At 51.2% G+C, this 19,252-nt stretch carries 17 protein-coding genes; 2 read left to right on the top strand and 15 right to left on the bottom strand.

Annotated features, from left to right (window positions below; all coding sequences use genetic code 11):
• Window positions 1-52: 52 nt before the first annotated feature.
• The 15 genes from rnhB to rpsB form a co-directional block, all read right to left on the bottom strand.
• Window positions 53-649 (bottom strand): ribonuclease HII, encoded by a 597-nt coding sequence (gene rnhB, locus GW579_RS21685; RefSeq protein ID WP_165061778.1) that lies wholly within the window; start codon window positions 647-649, stop codon window positions 53-55.
• The gene (lpxB, locus tag GW579_RS21680) at window positions 646-1,794 is read right to left on the bottom strand and encodes a lipid-A-disaccharide synthase (protein ID WP_165061775.1); all 1,149 of its coding nucleotides are present in this window, start codon (window positions 1,792-1,794) and stop codon (window positions 646-648) included. The genes rnhB and lpxB overlap by 4 nt, the downstream gene beginning before the upstream one ends.
• A gap of 18 nt (window positions 1,795-1,812) precedes the next feature.
• The gene (lpxA, locus tag GW579_RS21675; RefSeq protein ID WP_165061772.1) at window positions 1,813-2,601 is read right to left on the bottom strand and encodes an acyl-ACP--UDP-N-acetylglucosamine O-acyltransferase; all 789 of its coding nucleotides are present in this window, start codon (window positions 2,599-2,601) and stop codon (window positions 1,813-1,815) included.
• 3 nt (window positions 2,602-2,604) lie between these two features.
• Window positions 2,605-3,060: a 3-hydroxyacyl-ACP dehydratase FabZ gene (fabZ, locus tag GW579_RS21670; RefSeq protein ID WP_095923207.1), complete on the bottom strand. Its 456-nt coding sequence runs from the start codon at window positions 3,058-3,060 to the stop codon at window positions 2,605-2,607.
• A gap of 148 nt (window positions 3,061-3,208) precedes the next feature.
• Window positions 3,209-4,231, bottom strand: coding sequence for a UDP-3-O-(3-hydroxymyristoyl)glucosamine N-acyltransferase (gene lpxD, locus GW579_RS21665; RefSeq protein WP_152326529.1), 1,023 nt, complete (start codon window positions 4,229-4,231; stop codon window positions 3,209-3,211).
• Between the two features lie 2 nt (window positions 4,232-4,233).
• Window positions 4,234-4,731 carry a molecular chaperone Skp gene (gene skp, locus GW579_RS21660; protein ID WP_056781728.1) on the bottom strand — a complete coding sequence of 166 codons (498 nt, stop codon included), beginning with the start codon at window positions 4,729-4,731 and terminating at the stop codon, window positions 4,234-4,236.
• A gap of 153 nt (window positions 4,732-4,884) precedes the next feature.
• Window positions 4,885-7,305, bottom strand: coding sequence for an outer membrane protein assembly factor BamA (gene bamA, locus GW579_RS21655; RefSeq protein WP_165061770.1), 2,421 nt, complete (start codon window positions 7,303-7,305; stop codon window positions 4,885-4,887).
• Window positions 7,306-7,341: 36 nt separating this feature from the next.
• Window positions 7,342-8,697, bottom strand: a complete 1,356-nt coding sequence (rseP, locus tag GW579_RS21650; protein WP_152326527.1) for a sigma E protease regulator RseP — start codon at window positions 8,695-8,697, stop codon at window positions 7,342-7,344.
• Window positions 8,698-8,738: 41 nt separating this feature from the next.
• Window positions 8,739-9,587 carry a phosphatidate cytidylyltransferase gene (gene cdsA / locus GW579_RS21645; protein WP_165061768.1) on the bottom strand — a complete coding sequence of 283 codons (849 nt, stop codon included), beginning with the start codon at window positions 9,585-9,587 and terminating at the stop codon, window positions 8,739-8,741.
• A 9-nt stretch (window positions 9,588-9,596) separates the two neighbouring features.
• Entirely contained in the window at window positions 9,597-10,355 is a 759-nt protein-coding gene (gene ispU, locus GW579_RS21640) for a (2E,6E)-farnesyl-diphosphate-specific ditrans,polycis-undecaprenyl-diphosphate synthase (RefSeq protein WP_095923213.1), read from the bottom strand.
• A gap of 284 nt (window positions 10,356-10,639) precedes the next feature.
• A complete protein-coding gene (gene ispC / locus GW579_RS21635; RefSeq protein ID WP_152326525.1) occupies window positions 10,640-11,836 on the bottom strand; it encodes a 1-deoxy-D-xylulose-5-phosphate reductoisomerase in 1,197 nt (398 codons plus the stop codon).
• Window positions 11,837-11,994: 158 nt separating this feature from the next.
• Window positions 11,995-12,552, bottom strand: a complete 558-nt coding sequence (gene frr, locus GW579_RS21630; RefSeq protein ID WP_152326524.1) for a ribosome recycling factor — start codon at window positions 12,550-12,552, stop codon at window positions 11,995-11,997.
• 108 nt (window positions 12,553-12,660) lie between these two features.
• A complete protein-coding gene (gene pyrH, locus GW579_RS21625; protein WP_101079218.1) occupies window positions 12,661-13,392 on the bottom strand; it encodes a UMP kinase in 732 nt (243 codons plus the stop codon).
• Between the two features lie 158 nt (window positions 13,393-13,550).
• Window positions 13,551-14,402 carry a translation elongation factor Ts gene (tsf, locus tag GW579_RS21620; RefSeq protein WP_152326523.1) on the bottom strand — a complete coding sequence of 284 codons (852 nt, stop codon included), beginning with the start codon at window positions 14,400-14,402 and terminating at the stop codon, window positions 13,551-13,553.
• A gap of 147 nt (window positions 14,403-14,549) precedes the next feature.
• A complete protein-coding gene (gene rpsB, locus GW579_RS21615; RefSeq protein ID WP_152326522.1) occupies window positions 14,550-15,275 on the bottom strand; it encodes a 30S ribosomal protein S2 in 726 nt (241 codons plus the stop codon).
• Between the two features lie 368 nt (window positions 15,276-15,643).
• Between rpsB and map the strand changes: the two genes are divergently transcribed.
• On the top strand, window positions 15,644-16,435 hold the full coding sequence (map, locus tag GW579_RS21610) for a type I methionyl aminopeptidase (RefSeq protein WP_152326521.1): 792 nt from the start codon (window positions 15,644-15,646) through the stop codon (window positions 16,433-16,435).
• A 96-nt stretch (window positions 16,436-16,531) separates the two neighbouring features.
• Entirely contained in the window at window positions 16,532-19,222 is a 2,691-nt protein-coding gene (gene glnD, locus GW579_RS21605) for a bifunctional uridylyltransferase/uridylyl-removing protein GlnD (RefSeq protein WP_152326520.1), read from the top strand.
• Window positions 19,223-19,252: the final 30 nt, after the last annotated feature.

The raw sequence follows: 19,252 nt of genomic DNA, 5'->3' as shown, positions 1-19,252 counted from the left end.
ATGTGCCCGCTAATTTATAAATAAAAGTCAGGGGCAGAAACAAAGTGACGCGCTAGGCCAGCCCGAGTGCGCGTTTTACCGGCGCAAAACTGCGGCGGTGATGTGCTGTCGCACCAAGCCGGGCGAGACTTTCAAGATGCACCGGCGTCGGATAGCCTTTGTGTTTCGCAAAACCATATTCAGGGAACTGCAAATCCAGTTCAACCATTTCGCGATCGCGGGTCACTTTGGCAAGAATGGATGCCGCGCTGATTTCAGCGACTTTACTGTCACCTTTCACCACGGCCTGCGAAGCCATTGGCAATTTCGGGCAACGGTTGCCATCAATCAGCACCATATCCGGCGTCAGTGCCAGGCCGGCAACGGCTCTTTGCATGGCAAGCATCGTGGCATGCAGGATGTTCAGTTCATCAATTTCATGCGGCTCTGCCCGCCCGAGACTCCAGGCCAGCGCCTTTTCTTTGATTTCAATGTATAACGCTTCGCGACGTTTTTCGGTGAGCTTCTTTGAATCCGCCAGCCCCATAATCGGGTTGGCAGGATCGAGGATCACCGCAGCCGTCACCACTGCGCCGACCAGCGGACCGCGGCCAACTTCATCCACACCGGCAATACACACGGCCTGCGGATAAACAAAAAATTCACTCATCGGTTTGCCAGCTCCATTACGGCCTGAGCGGCCTGCTCATCAGCATCACGGCGAATGCTTTCATGCAATTCCAGGAAAATTTTACGCAATTCCTCGCTTTTTTCATCACCCGCCAGTAACGGCAGAAGTACGGCAGAAAGCTTTTCCGGTACACATTCGGTTTGCAGCAATTCGGTGACAATTTCCCGTCTTGCCAGCAAGTTTGGCAGGGATACATAAGGGGTTTTCACCAGACGCTCCGCCAGCCAGAACGTAAAAGGCTTCATGCGATAACCCACGACCATCGGGCATTTCGCCAGCATACACTCGAGCGCAGCGGTGCCAGACGCAAGAAGTGCAGCATCGCTGGCAATCATCGCTTCACGCCCTTTGCCATCGAGCAAATGCGCAGGCAGATCAGGCGCAATCTCAGCCTTGATACGCTCGAATTGCTCGCGGCGCCTGGCGTTAACCAGCGGCACCACGATGTGCAAATCAGGGTAAGTCTGTCGCAGCTGTAACGCTGTTTTCAGGAAATCCGCGCTGAGCATTTCGACTTCGGCATGGCGGCTTCCCGGCAATAATGCCAGGCAATGGACATCATTAGGGATCCCAAGCGATGCACGAGCCGCCTGCTTGTCCGGATGCAAAGGCATGGCATCCGCCATCGTATGACCGATGAAGCGGCAGGGAACGTTAAATTTGTCGTAAAACGCTTTTTCGAAAGGCAGGAATGCAAGAACTAAATCTGTCGCCTTGCCAATTTTGAATACACGCTTTTGTCGCCAGGCCCACACTGACGGGCTGACATAATGGATGGTACGGATGCCGCGCTGTTTCAGGCGGCCTTCCAGTGTGATATTGAAGTCGGGAGCATCAATGCCCACGAAAACATCTGGCTGAAGTTCGCTGAAACGTCGGGTGAGGTCTTTGCGGATTTTCAACAGGCGTGGCAGTCGTTCTAAAACTTCCACCACGCCCATCACGGCCAGCTCTTCCATTTCGTACCAGGCTTCACATCCTTCCGCCTGCATCAGCGGACCTGCAACCCCTACAAAACGGGCATCAGGATGATGTTTTTTCAGGGCTCGGATCAGCCCGGCGCCAAGAATGTCACCGGACGTTTCACCGGCCACCAGGCCAATTGTCAGAACAGGCTTTTGCATTGTTTTCCGTAGCGCAGATCAGCGAATAATGCCGCGGGTAGAGCGGCTAAAGAAATCACTGAAAGGTTTAGCTTTCGGGAATTCAGCGGCAATTGCAGCGATTTCCGGTTGTGCTTCTTCCAGCGTTTTACCGCTGCGGTACAGTAACTTGTAGGCATTACGGATTGCGTGCAGATCTGCTTTCTCAAAACCACGGCGCTTAAGACCTTCGATATTGATACCGAAAGGTGTCGCATGGTTACCCTGCGCAATGACGAACGGAGGGACATCCTGGGCAACGCCAGAACAACCACCTACCATCACATGCGCGCCGATGATGCAGAACTGATGCACTGCGGTCATGCCGCCGATGATCGCAAAATCATCAACTTCAACGTGGCCGCCAAGTGTCGCGTTGTTCGCCAGAATACAGCGATTTCCAATGACACAATCGTGGGCGATATGTGCGTTAACCATCAACAGGTTATCGCTGCCCACTTTTGTCAGACCACCGCCCTGAACGGTACCACGGTGAATGGTAACGCTCTCACGAATATTGTTGCGATCGCCGACCTCAACGCGTGTTGGTTCACCGGCATATTTCAGATCCTGGTTAATTTCACCAATGGAGACGAACTGGAAAATGCGGTTATCGCGACCAATTTTGGTCACGCCATTAAGAACTACGTGTGATTTAAGCTCAGTACCTTCTCCGATTTCTACCTGGGAACCCACGTAGCAGAAAGGACCGATATGCACTCCGGCACCGATAACGGCACCTTCTTCAACAATAGCGCTTGGATGAATAAAGGCGGTTTTGTCAATCATGTATTAAGACTCCCGGCGACGGGCGCACATCATTGATGCCTCGCAAGCAATCTCACCATCTACTTTTGCGACACCTTTAAAACGAGCAACACCACGACGCTCTTTAATGAATTCAACTTCCAGAACCATCTGGTCACCCGGAAGGACCGGACGTTTAAAGCGTGCATCATCGATTGCTGCGAAGTAATACAGTTCGCCTGGCTCCAGTTTACCCACGCTTTTAAATGCCAGAATACCGGTGGCCTGGGCCATCGCTTCCAGAATCAATACGCCTGGGAAGATAGGTTTTCCCGGGAAATGGCCCTGGAAGAACGGTTCGTTAAAAGAAACGTTTTTCACAGCACGCAAAAATTTGCCTTTCTCAAAATCCAGCACGCGATCAACCAGTAAAAACGGGTAACGGTGTGGCAATAAATCCAGTATCTCTTCAATACGCAGAGTATGAGTGTCAGTAGTCAAAATACTCTTCCTGTCTATAAAAAACTGATGGCATCAATAACACGGCCTGCCAGACCCCAAAAAAAGGTCATCAGGCAGGCCGCAAATAGGAACGTATGTCGCAGGTTCACTCAACAAAGGGAACACAAAGCGTCACCGTAAATGGTAATTAATCTTTTTCGATTTTACGCTCGACAGCTTTCAAGCGCTTATTCATCTCATCAATATTCATTACCAACGCAGCCGTCTTACGCCAAACTTTATTCGGTTGTAACGGAATACCGGAGGAGTATACCCCAGGTTCAGTGATTGGTCGCATCACCATTCCCATTCCTGTTACGACAGCCTGGTCACAAATCTCCATGTGACCGTTGATAACACTGGCTCCACCGATTTGGCAGTAGCGTCCAATTTTCAGACTACCGGCCATAATAACACCGCCAGCCACCGCCGTATTGTCTCCAATCACGACGTTGTGTGCAATCTGGCATTGGTTATCAATGATAACGCCGTTGCTGATAATGGTGTCATCCAGCGCGCCGCGGTCAATCGTGGTGCACGCACCAATTTCTACGCGATCGCCAATGATGACGGTGCCCAGCTGAGGAATTTTGATCCAGTTGCCGCGGTCGTTGGCATAACCAAAACCGTCAGCACCGATCACCGTACCTGACTGAATCAGGCACAACTCACCAATTTCTACGCGGTGATAAATAGAAACGTTGGCCCACAAACGTGTACCCGCGCCTATTTTTGCCTCTTTACCGATAAAGCAGCCTGCGCCGATGACAACATTGTCACCCAGCACAACGCCCGATTCGATGACTGCATTTGCGCCAACCGAGACATTCTTACCCAATGAAGCACTGTCTGATATCACCGCGCTCGCAGCAATATCCTGTGCCGGTGCTGGCGTAGTATCCAGCAACTGCGCCATACGCGCGTACGTCAGGTAAGGGTTTTTAACCACTAATGCCGCTGTAGGGCAAAATGGCAGATCCGCTTCCGTCAACACTACGGCACCTGCATGACAGGAGGCCAACTGTTCACGGTAGCGGCTGTTTGATAAAAACGTGATTTGCTCAGAGTGTGCGGAATGCATTGAAGCAACGCCGGTGATGGCAATTTCGCCATCACCGTGCAATTGTGCATCCAACTGCTGTGCGAGATCAGCCAGTCGAATTGAAGACATGTTTATTTAACCTGTTTCAGCACATCAGCAGTAATATCTTTGTCATTGCTTGCGTATGCAATAGCGTTTGCATCAATAACAACATCATAACCTTCTTTGCTGGCAACAGATTTCACAGCGTCCTGAATACGGCTCAGGATTTTGTTACGTTCTTCGCCCTGGCGACGACGGTTATCTTGCTCGAACTGCTGCGCTTTAGCTGAGAAAGCTTCGCGCTGAGCCATAACGTCTTTTTCGAGTTTAGAACGATCGCTGGCTTTCATGGTCGAGCCATCACGTTGCAGACGTTGCATTTTGGTTTGCAGATCACGTTCCTGAGATTGCAAATCAGTTGCACGACTTTTGAACTCGTTTTCCAGTTGTTTAGCCACAGCTTCGCGAGCTGGCATCTGTTGGAAAATGCTAGCGACGTTAACGATAGCAATTTTGTCAGCAGCCTGAACGCTAGCTGAAGAAGCCATAACTAAACCGAGGCCTGCGGCATATAACCACTTTTTCACTATAAACTCCTTCCATCACCCGTTTGTGCCAGATGGCACAGTAAATTACACAAAACACCCGACATTAAAACAATACACGGGCCGAAACCCGTGTATCAAATCCAGCATCAGGCCATTGCGATTCTGCTGAATAAACGCTTTGCAGACAAAACGTTACCAGGTTTTACCAATGTTAAACTGGAACTGTTCCGCTTTGTCGCCTTCGTATTTCTTAACTGGCTGTGCGTAAGAGAACACCAGCGGCCCCAAAGGAGACTGCCACTGCAACGCCAGACCAGAAGACACACGAATGTTGCCAGGCTTACTGTAATCAGGCACACCCGCTGCGATAGTTTGCGGCGTGTTTTCCCAACCTGTATCCCAGACTGTACCGCTATCCACGAACAGAGACGTACGCAATGAGTTAGCGTATTTCTCGCTAACAAACGGAGTTGGAACAATCAGTTCCGCACTCAGGATGGCCATTGCGTTACCGCCCACTGCATCGCTCGAATTATCAATCGGGCAGGTGCTGTACGAGGTATTAGCCGTAGTACATTTGTAATAAGCTGCTTTCGGACCGATGGTGTTCGACTGGAAACCACGAACACTGCTTGAACCGCCGGCATAGAAGTTGTCATAGAACGGCACTTCTTTGCCGCCCAGACCATCCGCATAACCTGCGCGCGCACGCCCCATCAGTACCCAATCACGATCCTGATTCAGCGGCATATAGCTGGTTGAATCGAAAGTGATTTTATAATATTCGTTATCTGAACCCGGCACGGTCACTTTACCGTTCAGGCTGGCTTTGGTCCCTGACGTCGGGAAGTAACCACGGTCAAGGTTGTTATAACCCCAGCCCAGATTCACGAAGAAGTCATCAGCACTGAAATCAGCATCTGAGTTATCGCTGGTCGTTACCGCAGGTTTCAGGCCCACAGAGTTCAGATAACGGAACATCGCGATCTGAGGTTCCATATTGGACAGATCGTTGTGTACGTAATCCAGCCCCAGACGCAATGAGTTGTTCTCATTGACAGGGAAACCAAGGTTGCCGCCAATACCGTAACTTCTGTTGGTATAGTCAGACAGGTCCGCATTATCCGCTTTAAAGTCGTTATAGAAAATACGACCGCCCAGACTCACACCGTCAACGGTGAAGTACGGGTCTGTGATCGTGAATTCTGCGTACGTCTGGTAATCATTTTTCGTACCGCTGATGCCTACGGAGTTACCCGTACCCAGCCAGTTGTCCTGCTGGACACCAACCTGGAAGCTGACACCACTTTCAGTACCGTAACCGACACCAAAGTTGAAACTACCGGTGTTACGTTCTTTCACTTTGTAGACCACATCAACCTGGTCCGGTGAACCCGGAACGCGTTGTGTATCCACATCAACAGTTTCGAAGTAACCCAGACGGTTCAGACGCTCTTTACCTTTATCGACCAGATCATTACCTAACCAGGCACCTTCCATCTGACGCATTTCACGGCGCAGAACGCTGTCTTTACTGGTGTCATTGCCTTCAAAACGGATATGACGCACATAGAAACGGTTACCCGCATCTACGTTGATATGCAGTTTTACTGTCTTGTCTGCATCGTTAATTTCAGGCTGAGTAGTCACACGCGGATAGGCATAGCCATAACGGCCCAACATCTGCTTGATGTCGTTTTCCATCTTGGTGACTTTAGCGCCGTTGTAAAGCTCGCCTTTATCAATTTTAGTCAGGCTCTGAACTTCAGCTGAGTGACCCGCCATGCTGCCGGTAACTTCAACACCAGAAAGTTTGTACTGCTCACCTTCTGTGATGTTCAGCGTGATGTAGATGCCTTTTTTGTCCGGCGTCAGGCTGACCTGAGTCGAATCAATGTTGAAACGGGCATAACCGCGATCCAGATAGAAACTGCGCAGGGTTTCAAGGTCACCCGCCAGCTTTTGTTTCTGGTATTTACGGTCACCGACCACGTTCCACCAAGGCACTTCATCGCGCAACTGGAAGCGGGAAATCAGTTCATCAGTCGAGAAGGCATGGTTACCCACGATGTTGATCTGCTGAATTTTGGCAGAAACACCTTCGGTAAACACCAGTTTCAGGTCAACACGATTACGCGGTAAAGGGGTCACAACCGCTTTTACCGACGCACTGTATTTACCGACGCTGTAATAGAAATCTTCCAGGCCTTTTTCAATACTGCCGATGGTTGTACGGTCAAGCGCTTCGCCAACGCGGACGCCAGAGGCTTCCAGGTTTTGTTTCAGCATGTCATCTTTCACCGATTTATTACCGGAGAAAGTGATGCTGGCAATCGTTGGACGTTCCTTGACCTGGACAATCAGAGAATCACCATCGCGAAGGACACGAACGTCCTCAAAGTTGCCAGTGGCAAACAATGCGCGAATGGTATTACTGATGTCATCGTCAGTAACGGTATCACCGACACGAACCGGCATATTGAGTAACGCCGCACCGACGGCAACTCGCTGCAGGCCTTCGAAATGAATATCTTTCACTACGAAACCGTCTGCACCGTATACGGTGGCGCTGCCAAACAGCAGCGACGCTATGAGCAACTTTTTGATCGCCATCGTTGTTATGCGTTCTTCCTAACCTAATCTCCGGTCTTAAAGACGGGAGAAATCATTGAAAAGTGCAAGCCCCATCAACAACACCAGCAAAACTGAACCAATGCGGTAACTGAAGTCCTGAACTCGCTCGGAAACTGGCCCACCTTTGAGCTTTTCTATTGCAAGAAACAGCAGGTGGCCACCATCTAATACCGGTAACGGGAAGAGGTTGATGATCCCCAGATTGACACTGATGAGTGCCAAAAACGTGAGGTAAGACACCAAACCATACTCCGCTGACATTCCTGCGCCCTGTGCGATGGAGATTGGGCCACTCAGATTGTTCAGCTTCACATCCCCGGTAATTAACTTACCCAGCATGCTCACGGTGAGTTTCATCAGTTGCCAGGTTTTATCCCCGGCCTCATAAAACGCCACAAACGGACCATACTGACGGATTGTTTTATATTCATCAGGCAGCGGCACCACTTTCGGGACCACACCAGCAAAACCCTGTATTTTGCCTTTACCTGCAGACTTCGTATCCGGCGTCAGTGTTAAAGCGACGGGAGAACCACCCCGCTCAACTTCCAGACTGATTGGCTTGCCCGGATTGTCACGCACCTGAATGACAAACGACTGCCAACTTTCCAGAATCTGACCATCGACTTTAACGATCCTGTCTCCGGCTTGCAAACCCGCCTTTTGCGCGGCTGAATCTGGCTGCACTTCCTGCAAGACAGATTCTATCTGCGGACCTCGTGGAATCATACCCAGAGAGACCACCGGATCCTGCTTTTCAGGATCAAACTGCCACTGACGTAAATTCAGTGTTTTCTCAACAACATTATTGGAGCCAAAAGGCGCAACTCCCACTGTCGTTTGATCATCACCAATCTCGCCAATCAACGCCATACGAACTGAATCCCAATCAGGCGTTTCGATACCGGCAACAGACTTTAGTTCCATTCCCGGAGAAATATTGGATTGCGCAGCGATTGAATTTGCAGTGACATTTGCAACAACCGGACGCACGGTCGGCACACCAATCACGAAGATCAGCCAGTATGCAAAAACAGCAAAGATAAAATTGGCAATTGGCCCGGCGCTGATGATAGCAGCACGCTGCCAGATTTTTTTGTTATTAAAGGATTGATGACGAAATTCAGGGGCTACAGCCTCGACGCGTTCGTCGAGCATTTTGACGTAGCCCCCGAGAGGAATAATGGCCAGCACATACTCCGTTCCCTGGCGATCGGTGCGACGCCACAATGCACGACCGAAACCAACAGAGAAGCGTTCAACACGCACACCACAACGACGAGCAACCCAGAAATGGCCGAACTCGTGCACGGTGATAAGCACCCCCAATGCAACGATAAAGGCGGCCAGGCTCCAGAGTATGTTCATCATATGTCCAACTATTCCTTAGAAAACTTCACCGTCTGCGACGGTTAATACACTAACAGCATCAGACAGGCGAATACAGGAACCGCAGCAGTCAGGCTGTCAATGCGATCCAATATTCCGCCATGACCCGGGATCATATGACCACTGTCTTTGATTCCGGCTTCACGCTTGAACATACTTTCCGTCAGGTCGCCCAGCACAGAAGCCAGCGCAGCAACCACAGAACAAATCAATAACGTTGCCGGCTGCACGCTCAAAGGTGCATACCGGCCAAACAACCAGGCTATCAGGGCAGATGTCACCAGCCCACCGATAAACCCTTCCCAGGTTTTCCCCGGAGAAACTTTTGGTGCCAGTTTATGCTTACCGAACAACTTACCAAACAGGTAAGCACCGGAATCAGCACCCCAGACCAGCAGCATGACATATAACAGCCACCACGCGCCTGTGTGAGGATTCTCAGCATAACCGTACTGACGCAACGCAACCATGCCCCAGAAGAACGGCACAATCGTCAGTACGCCAAACAGCAAACGCAACACGCGCGAATGACGCCAGAATGCAGCGGAAGCCGGATACGCAACAACCAGAACTAACGCCAGACACCACCACGCCAGCGCTGCCCACAGCGAGCCGCTAACCTGTGGTAAGTAAACACTCTGATGATAAGCAGGAATGCTCAACATCATGGCGGCTAACAGAAAACCACACAGTATCGCCAGCCAGATACGCTGACTACGGGTTGCAAGCCCGGCGAGCTGACCCCACTCCCACGCGCCCAGCATGCACACCACTAAGGTGACAATGGCGAACCCCACCGGCGGCAGCAAAAAGAGTGCTGCAATAACAATCGGTATTAAAATCAAAGCTGTGATAATGCGATACTTCAGCAAATGTTCTCCCTAGGACGCATCGGCGCCGATAGGTGTAGTCCCCCCGAAGCGGCGCTCTCGCTGTGCAAACGCGGTCAACGCACCTTCAAAGGTGTTTTCATCAAAATCAGGCCAGAGGACATCGGTAAAGTAGAGCTCCGCATAGGCAATCTGCCACAGCAAAAAGTTACTGATCCGATGTTCCCCACCGGTTCTGATCACCAAATCGACGGGTGCCAGTTCGCTCATACAGACCGCTGAATTCAGCAATTCTTCTGTAATCTGCTCTGCCCGCAATGTACCGGCTTCAACCTGCCCGGCCAGCGTCTTCACGCCCTGAATAATATCCCACCGGCCACCGTAATTTGCAGCGATGTTCAGGGTCAGACCGTCGTTATTTTGAGTAAGTGTTTCTGAACGACGAATGCGTTCCTGCAGACGAGCACTAAAACGACTGACATCGCCAATGATCCGCAACCTGACATTGTGTTTATGCAGGCTTTTAACTTCGCTGTCTAACGCACGAACGAACAGCTCCATCAAGGCGGAAACTTCCTGAGCCGGACGATTCCAGTTTTCACTGCTAAAGGCATAAAGCGTGAGCGCATCAAGGTGATGACTGGCAGCAAAGCTTACCGCTTTACGCACTGACTTCACTCCCGCTTTATGACCGAATACCCTCATTTTACCCTGACGTTTTGCCCAGCGTCCGTTGCCGTCCATGATAATGGCAACATGGCGAGGTTGAGAGCAACACATATCAGACATCTGTTGATTTTCGAGGGACATAACGCGTACTCATTTCCTTTTATCAGAACACAACGGCTTTCCAGCTGACATAAGCCTGATATGGCTCACGCTACAACGTTTAGCTGACGCTGCACCTTTTACCGAGGGTGCGGCAACACGCGCAAAAAAGCCGTGTCTCCCTTACAGGCACGGCTTACACTGACAGATCACCGATTCACCTTTAACATTCAGGCTCAGAAAAGCCAAATCTACTGTCAGTGTGGCGCAGACTATACCATTTCAATGTGGCGCTAACAAACTGCTGCATAAGCACTAAACCGGTCTTATCGCGCAAACTGAGGAAGTTTATCCTTTGCCGATGCACGTGCGCGAGCGTCAATCTCCAACACTTCCTCAACAGACGTCGGTTCGGCGCTCACTAACTGCTCCATAACCTGACGATTAAGTGAAGCAATGTCAGTAAAACGAATCTCGCCATTCAGGAAAGCCGCCACTGAGATTTCATTTGCTGCATTCAGCGTGGTAGTGGCCGCCTGTCCGGTATTGCTTGCTTCGATAGCAAGCTGAAGGCAAGGATAACGCGCGTAATCCGGATCGCTAAACGTCAGTGCGCCCATCTTACAAAAATCCAGTGCTTCAACGTCAGTCGCCACACGGCGGGGATACGCCATGGCATGCGCAATGGGCGTTCGCATATCCGGTGAACCCAACTGAGCCAGTACGCTGCCGTCACGGTAGCGAACCATAGAATGGATAACCGACTGCGGATGGATAATTACTTCCATTTCGGCGGCTGACGCATTAAACAGCCAGCGCGCTTCAATATACTCCAGCCCTTTGTTCATCATCGTGGCAGAGTCGACAGAAATCTTGCGTCCCATTGACCAGTTCGGATGAGCGCATGCCTGTTCCGGTGTCACGCGGCTGAATTGATCTAAAGGTAATTCGCGGAATGGTCCGCCGGAACCGGTCAGCACAATGCGCGAAATCCCGTGTTCCTCGAGTGAAGCATAGCCCAGTTGTCTCTGAACGGATTCAGGCAAACTCTGGAAAATCGCATTGTGTTCGCTGTCGATAGGCAAAAGCTGAGACTGACTCTGACGCACGGCATCCATGAAAATGCGGCCGCAGGTCACCAGGGATTCTTTATTTGCCAGAAGAACTTGTTTGCCCGCACGAACGGCAGACAACGTCGGTAACAGCCCCGCAGCGCCGACAATGGCAGACATCACCTGATCGACATCATCCAGCGCCGCCAGTTCGATTGCCGCATCCGGGCCAGACAGGACTTCAGTGTTGATTCCCTGTTCCGACAAGATTGCCCGCAATTTGCGCGTAGAAGACTCATCAGCCATCGACGCATAGGCCGGACGAAACTCCAGACATTGCTGGGCCATAACGTCGACATTGCGGCCCGCAACCAGAGCCTTAACAGAGAACGCGTCAGGGTTAGACCGGACAACGGAAAGCGTGCTGGTGCCGACAGATCCTGTCGAACCAAGAATAGTCATTTGTTTCATGAAAATGCCCGGGATAACGCTCGTAAATTCGGAAAGTGCACAGTCTGAAACCTCTTATCGGGCTTGTCCATGAGATTGTGCAGACAGATAAAAGAATTGGAGGCCACTTAAAAACAAAGCGCCGCAATTGCGGCGCTTTGTGAGAGACATAAGCCGGATTAGAAATCCATCAGCTCAGTTTCTTTTTCAGCTAACGCAACGTCGATTTTCTTGATGAAAATGTCAGTCAGTTTCTGAATATCGTCCTGAGAACGGCGATCTTCATCTTCGCTGATTTCTTTATCTTTCAGCAGTGCTTTGGTTTTGTCGTTAGCGTCGCGGCGGACGTTACGCACAGAAACACGGCCCTGCTCTGCTTCGCCACGAACAACTTTGATCAGGTCTTTACGACGCTCTTCAGTCAGTGCTGGCAATGGAACGCGGATGGTCGCTCCCGCAGAAGATGGGTTCAGACCCAAATCAGATGTCATGATCGCTTTTTCCACAGCCGCGCTGATAGAGCGGTCAAATACGGAAATAGCCAAAGTACGGGAATCTTCAACCGTTACCTGAGCCAGCTGGCGCAGTGGTGTAGATGAACCATAGTAATCGACCATGATGCCATCCAGGATGCCTGGAGAAGCACGACCGGTACGGATTTTGCTGATATGTGTTTTGAATGCTTCAACGCATTTATCCATACGGATTTCAGCGTCTTTTTTGATTTCGTTAATCACGTTGTGAACCCTTGAAAGCTGGTTACCTGGCAGACCATAACATCAGTATAGTCCGTGAATACTTATGCCAGCACAGGCTGGCTGAACGGTATGTTCAATTGTGAAGGATCACTCCGCGTTAGAAATCAGCGTCCCTTCATTTTCACCCATCACCACTCGGCGCAGTGCGCCCGGTTTGTTCATGTTGAAAACACGAATTGGCAGATTGTGATCGCGGGCCAGTGTAAACGCCGCCAGATCCATCACTTTCAATTCCTGTTCCAGCACTTCCTGATAGGTCAATTTTTCGTACAATGTCGCTTCCGGATTTTTCACCGGGTCGGCGGAATAAACACCGTCGACTTTGGTGGCTTTTAATACCACATCGGCTTCGATTTCGATACCACGCAGGCACGCTGCTGAGTCGGTGGTAAAGAAAGGATTGCCGGTACCGGCGGAGAAAATCACCACGCGGTTATGACGCAACAGGCTGATCGCTTCAGCCCAGCTGTAATTATCACAAACACCGTTCAAAGGGATTGCGGACATCAAACGTGCGTTAACATAAGCACGGTGTAACGCGTCACGCATCGCCAGACCATTCATGACAGTCGCCAGCATACCCATATGGTCGCCTACAACACGATTCATGCCAGCCTGCGCCAGACCCGCACCGCGGAACAAGTTACCGCCGCCGATCACAACGCCTACCTGAATGCCGAGTTCGACCAGCTCTTTCACTTCCTGAGCCATACGATCTAATACACTCGCGTCGATACCAAAACCTTCACTGCCCTGCAGGGCTTCGCCACTGAGTTTGAGCAGGATACGCTGATAAACGGGTTTCGCATTGGTAGCCATGGTGTCTGTCCTAGAAGCAATGTGTCTTAATGGATAGTCGGTCTTTACATCATAGCGCTGTCTGAATGGCCACACGCACAATGTAATGGGAATTTGGGGCTGGATAAAACGGAACCGCCCTTTCGCAGCGGTTCCATTTTAGGTGTATCAGATACTGATTAAGACTGTTTAGTCATCGCTGCAACTTCAGCAGCAAAGTCAGTCTCAACTTTCACGATACCTTCGCCCACTTCGAAGCGGATGAAGTTAACAACGTCAGCGTTGTGCTCTTTCAGAACCTGGCCCACAGTTTTGCTTGGGTCGATTACGAAAGGCTGACCAGTCAGAGAAACTTCGCCGGTGAATTTCTTCATGCGGCCTTCAACCATTTTCTCTGCGATTTCTTTAGGCTTGCCAGACTGCATAGCGATGTCCAGCTGTACCTGGTACTCTTTTTCAACAACTTCAGCAGACACGTCTTCTGGTTTAACAAATTCAGGCTTGCTTGCAGCAACGTGCATAGCGATTTGTTTAACCAGATCTTCGTCAGCGCCTTTAGCTGCGATCAAAACACCGATACGTGCGCCGTGCAGGTAGCTACCCAACACTTCGCCTTCCAGGGAAGAAACGCGACGAATGTTGATGTTTTCACCGATTTTTGCGACCAGAGCAACACGCTCTTCTTCGAATTGTGCTTTCAGCACTTCAACGTCGGTGATTTTGCCTGCAACCGCAGCGTCCAACACTTTGTCAGCGAAAGCCTGGAAACCACCATCTTTAGCAACGAAGTCAGTCTGGCAGTTAACTTCCAGAATCACACCGTAGTTGCCTTCGATTTTGGTTTTGATCACGCCGTCAGCAGCTACGTTGCCTGCTTTTTTCGCCGCTTTGATCGCGCCAGATTTACGCATATTTTCAATTGCCAGCTCGATGTCGCCGTTAGCTTCAACCAGAGCTTTCTTACAATCCATCATGCCAGCGCCAGTACGTTCGCGCAGTTCTTTTACCAGGGCAGCGGTAATATCAGCCATTGTATTTTCCTCGATTATCTCAGTGCAAAAAGGCTTTTTGCGGTGAGATATTTCTCGCATTTAAGATAAGCAAAGGGGGCCAATAAAGGCCCCCTAACCAACATATTTCAATACCTGGTTAATAAGGGCTCTGCTGAGCTTGCCTTATTATTCAGCTTCTACGAAGCTTTCTTCTGCCTGAACAGCCAGATCTTGCGAACGGCCTTCACGGACAGTAGCAGCAACAGCGCTCAGGTACAGATTTACTGCACGGATTGCGTCATCGTTACCTGGGATAACAAAGTCAACGCCATCCGGATCGGAGTTGGTATCAACAATGGAGAATACCGGGATACCCAGGTTGTTAGCTTCTTTGATTGCAATGTGTTCGTGATCAGCGTCGACAACGAACAGAGCATCAGGAAGACCACCCATATCCTTGATACCACCCAGGCTGTTTTCCAGCTTAGCCAATTCGCGAGTACGCATCAGCGCCTCTTTCTTGGTCAGCTTCTCGAAAGTACCGTCCTGAGACTGAACTTCCAGATCTTTCAAACGTTTGATGGACTGACGAACAGTTTTCCAGTTAGTCAGCATGCCGCCCAACCAGCGATGGTTCACGAAGAACTGGTCGCAGTTGTGTGCAGCTTCTTTTACCGCTTCGCTTGCTGCGCGTTTAGTACCAACGAACAGGATTTTGCCTTTACGGGCAGAAATCTTCTGCAACTCAGCCAGAGCTTCGTTGAACATTGGAACAGTTTTTTCCAAGTTGATGATGTGAACCTTGTTACGTGCGCCGAAGATGAATGGCTTCATTTTCGGGTTCCAGTAACGGGTTTGGTGACCGAAGTGAACACCAGCCTGGAGCATGTCGCGCATGGAAACAGTTGCCATGATAAAACCTCTATTAAGTAGTTGGGGTTATGCCTCCACGTATCCCATAACACCGACCCTGCAGAACGAATTCCCAGAGCACCCCGGCGAATGTGTCGATACGTGTGTGTTATTACTTACGTTAATAAGTACACAATGAGTGATTTTGGCTTTAATCCCTCAGCGTCGTTAAGACTCAGAGCGGATTGCCGGCGCGCTTTATACCATAAATAACGACCCGGCAGCAACTTTTGTTCACCGGATGACTTCCCGGAAAATGATAGTTTGGCAGGTAATATCAGGGCTGATACCATAAGCCACAGCTAATTATTGACGACATCGGTGCAGAAATAAAGCACACCCGATGTACAGAACCTGCAGGATTACTCATGGCAATTTCAATCAAAACCCCGGAAGATATCGAAAAAATGCGCGTCGCTGGCCGTCTGGCTGCGGAAGTGCTGGAAATCATTGAGCCTTACGTTAAACCGGGCGTCAGCACCGGCGAGCTCGACCGAATTTGTTCCGATCACATCGTCAACAAACAGCACGCCATTTCTGCCTGCCTGGATTACCACGGCTTCCCGAAATCGGTCTGCATCTCTATCAACGAAGTGGTCTGCCACGGTATCCCGAGCGAAGACAAAATCCTTAAAGATGGCGACATCGTCAATATCGACGTTACCGTGATTAAAGACGGTTTCCACGGCGATACCTCTAAGATGTTCATCGCAGGCAAACCGACCATTCTTGGCGAACGTCTTTGCCGTATCACGCAGGAAAGCCTGTACATTGCTCTGCGCATGATCAAGCCGGGCATCCGCCTGCGCACGCTGGGTAAAGAGATCCAAAAATTCGTGGAAGCGGAGAAATTCTCCGTGGTGCGCGAATATTGCGGTCACGGCATCGGCGAAGGTTTCCACGAAGAACCTCAGGTTCTGCATTACGATGCGGATGACGGTGGCGTTGTGTTACAGGCCGGTATGGCTTTCACCGTTGAACCGATGGTCAATGCCGGTGATTACCGTATCCGCACCATGAAAGACGGCTGGACAGTAAAAACTAAAGATCGCAGCTTGTCGGCTCAGTACGAGCATACTATTGTGGTGACAGATAACGGTTGTGAAATTATGACGCTGCGTAAGGATGACACCATCCCGGCTATCCTGACGCACGACTAACAGTTCCCCGCTCGGCGCAGAGGGGTTAAATCTGTCAATCAAACCGGCGAAAGCCGGTTTTTTTATCCTTAACGTGTAGGAATAGGCTGCGCATCTATGATTGAAAATTTCTCTGCTGAAAAGAGCCTGCTGCCGCAAACGACGCAGGAACTCACCCGCGCTTTCCCGCCACAGCCTGTTTCCCCTTCCGCCTACCCGGATGACGACTTAAACCGTCAGAGCCTCAAGCAACACATGGAACAGTTTCAGGTCTGGCTGGCAGAAGCTTTCAATGCGGGACAGCGCGCCGAAGAACTGGTCGATGCACGCACGCATTATATTGACCAGTTGCTGCAACGCCTGTGGACGTTTTACGGCTTTGACAATATCCCGGAAACCGCAATGGTGGCCGTCGGTGGTTACGGCCGCGGCGAATTGCATCCGCTGTCTGATATCGACGTGCTGGTACTCAGCCAGAAGCGCCTCAACGATGAGCAGGCGCAGCGCATTGGCGAGCTGATTACCCTGTTGTGGGATCTGAAGCTGGAAGTCGGTCACAGCGTGCGTACGCTGGAGGAATGTCTGCTGGAAGGGCTGGCCGATTTAACGGTCGCGACCAATCTGATCGAATCCCGCCTGATTTGCGGCGATGTCGCCTTGTTCCTCAACATGCAAAAACACATTTTCAGTGACGGTTTCTGGCCTTCGCCAAATTTCTTCCGTGCCAAAATTACCGAGCAAAAAGAGCGTCACCAGCGCTATCACGGCACCAGCTACGGCCTGGAACCCGACATCAAAAGCAGCCCCGGCGGCCTGCGTGATATCCACACCATATTGTGGGTCGCCCGCCGCCACTTCGGGGCCACATCGCTCGATGAAATGGTCGCGTTTGGCTTCCTGACAAAAGCCGAACGCAACGAACTGCTTGAATGCCAGAGCTTCCTGTGGCGCATTCGTTTTGCGCTGCATCTGGTGCTGCCACGTTACGATAACCGCCTGCTCTTCGACAGACAGCAAAGCGTGGCGCAACTGTTACAATATCAGGGCGAAGGCAACCAGCCCGTCGAACGCATGATGAAAGATTTCTACCGTATGACCCGCCGGGTTGGCGAACTGAATCAGATGTTATTGCAGCTGTTTGATGAGGCGATTCTGGCCATCGGGCCGAATGAAAAACCCCGTCCGCTGGATGAGAATTTCCAGCTGCGCGGTGACCTCATCGATCTGCGTGATGAATCACTGTTTGAGCACCGCCCGGAAACCATCATCAGCATGTTTCAGTTGATGGTTCGCCATCGAGAAATCAAAGGCATTTACTCCACCACGGTACGTTTGCTACGCCATGCACGCCGTCATCTGAAAGAACCGTTGTGCATGATCCCGCAGGCGCGTGAAACCTTTATGTCGATTCTGCGCCACCCCGGCGCCGTCTCGCGAGCGCTGGTGCCAATGCATCGCCACAGCGTTCTCTGGGCTTATATGCCGCAGTGGGGGCAAATCGTCGGACAGATGCAGTTTGACCTTTTCCACGCCTATACAGTTGATGAACACACCATTCGCGTTCTGCAAAAATTAGAAAGCTTCGCCCATGAAGAAACGCGGCCAAAACATCCGTTGTGCGTGGAATTGTATCCGCGCCTGCCGCAGCCTGAATTGCTGCTGATCGCTGCCCTCTTCCACGATATCGCCAAAGGACGCGGCGGCGACCATTCCATTCTCGGCGCGCAGGACGTACTGGAGTTTGCCGAACTTCACGGCCTGAACTCGCGCGAAACACAACTCGTCTCGTGGCTGGTGCGCTGCCATCTGCTGATGTCAGTCACCGCGCAGCGCCGCGATATTCAGGATCCCAATGAAATCCAGCAATTCGCCGCCGAGATGCAGAGCGAGGTGCGTCTGCGTTATCTGGTCAGCCTGACGGTTGCCGATATCTGCGCGACCAACGAAACGCTGTGGAACAGCTGGAAACAGAGCCTGATACGCGAGCTGTATTTCGCCACCGAAAAACAGCTGCGCCGCGGCATGCAAAATACACCGGATCTGCGCGAGCGCGTGCGTCATCACCGCTTGCAGGCGCTGGCGTTGCTGCGTATGGATAATATCGATGAGGAAGCGCTGCACCGTATCTGGAGCCGCTGCCGCGCCGATTACTTCCTTCGCCATTCACCGAATCAGCTCGCGTGGCACGCCAGACATTTGCTTGAGCATGACTCTTCCAAACCTCTGGTGTTAGTCAGCCGTCAGGCCACGCGTGGCGGCACAGAGATATTCATCTGGAGCGCTGACCGCCCGTATCTGTTCGCCACGGTAGCCGGTGAGCTGGACAGACGTAACCTGAGCATCCACGACGCCCAGATTTTCACTAACCGCGACGGCATGGCGATGGACACCTTTATCGTGCTGGAACCGGACGGCAGCCCGCTGGCGCAGGACCGGCACGAAGCCATCCGTTATGCGCTGGAACAATCGATGACGCAGGCTTATCAGCCGCCGCGTGCGCGACGCCCGTCACCGAAACTGCGCCATTTCAGCGTGCAGACCGAAGTCAGCTTCCTGCCGACACATACCGACCGCAGGACGTATATGGAACTGGTCGCGCTCGATCAGCCGGGTCTGCTGGCACGCGTCGGCGAAGTCTTCTCGGATCTGGGGCTTTCGTTACATGGCGCAAGGATTTCGACCATCGGCGAGCGCGTAGAAGACTTATTTATTCTGGCCAATGGCGAGCGCCGCGCGCTGGATAAACAAACTCGCAAGGAAATCACACGCCGATTAACCGAGGCACTCAACCCGGGCGATAAAATGTGATACAAGTACCATTATCTTTTAAAACCAATT

This window comes from Rahnella contaminans (assembly GCF_011065485.1).
Classification (GTDB): domain Bacteria; phylum Pseudomonadota; class Gammaproteobacteria; order Enterobacterales; family Enterobacteriaceae; genus Rahnella; species Rahnella contaminans.
This window is presented reverse-complemented; position numbering and strand designations above follow the sequence as displayed.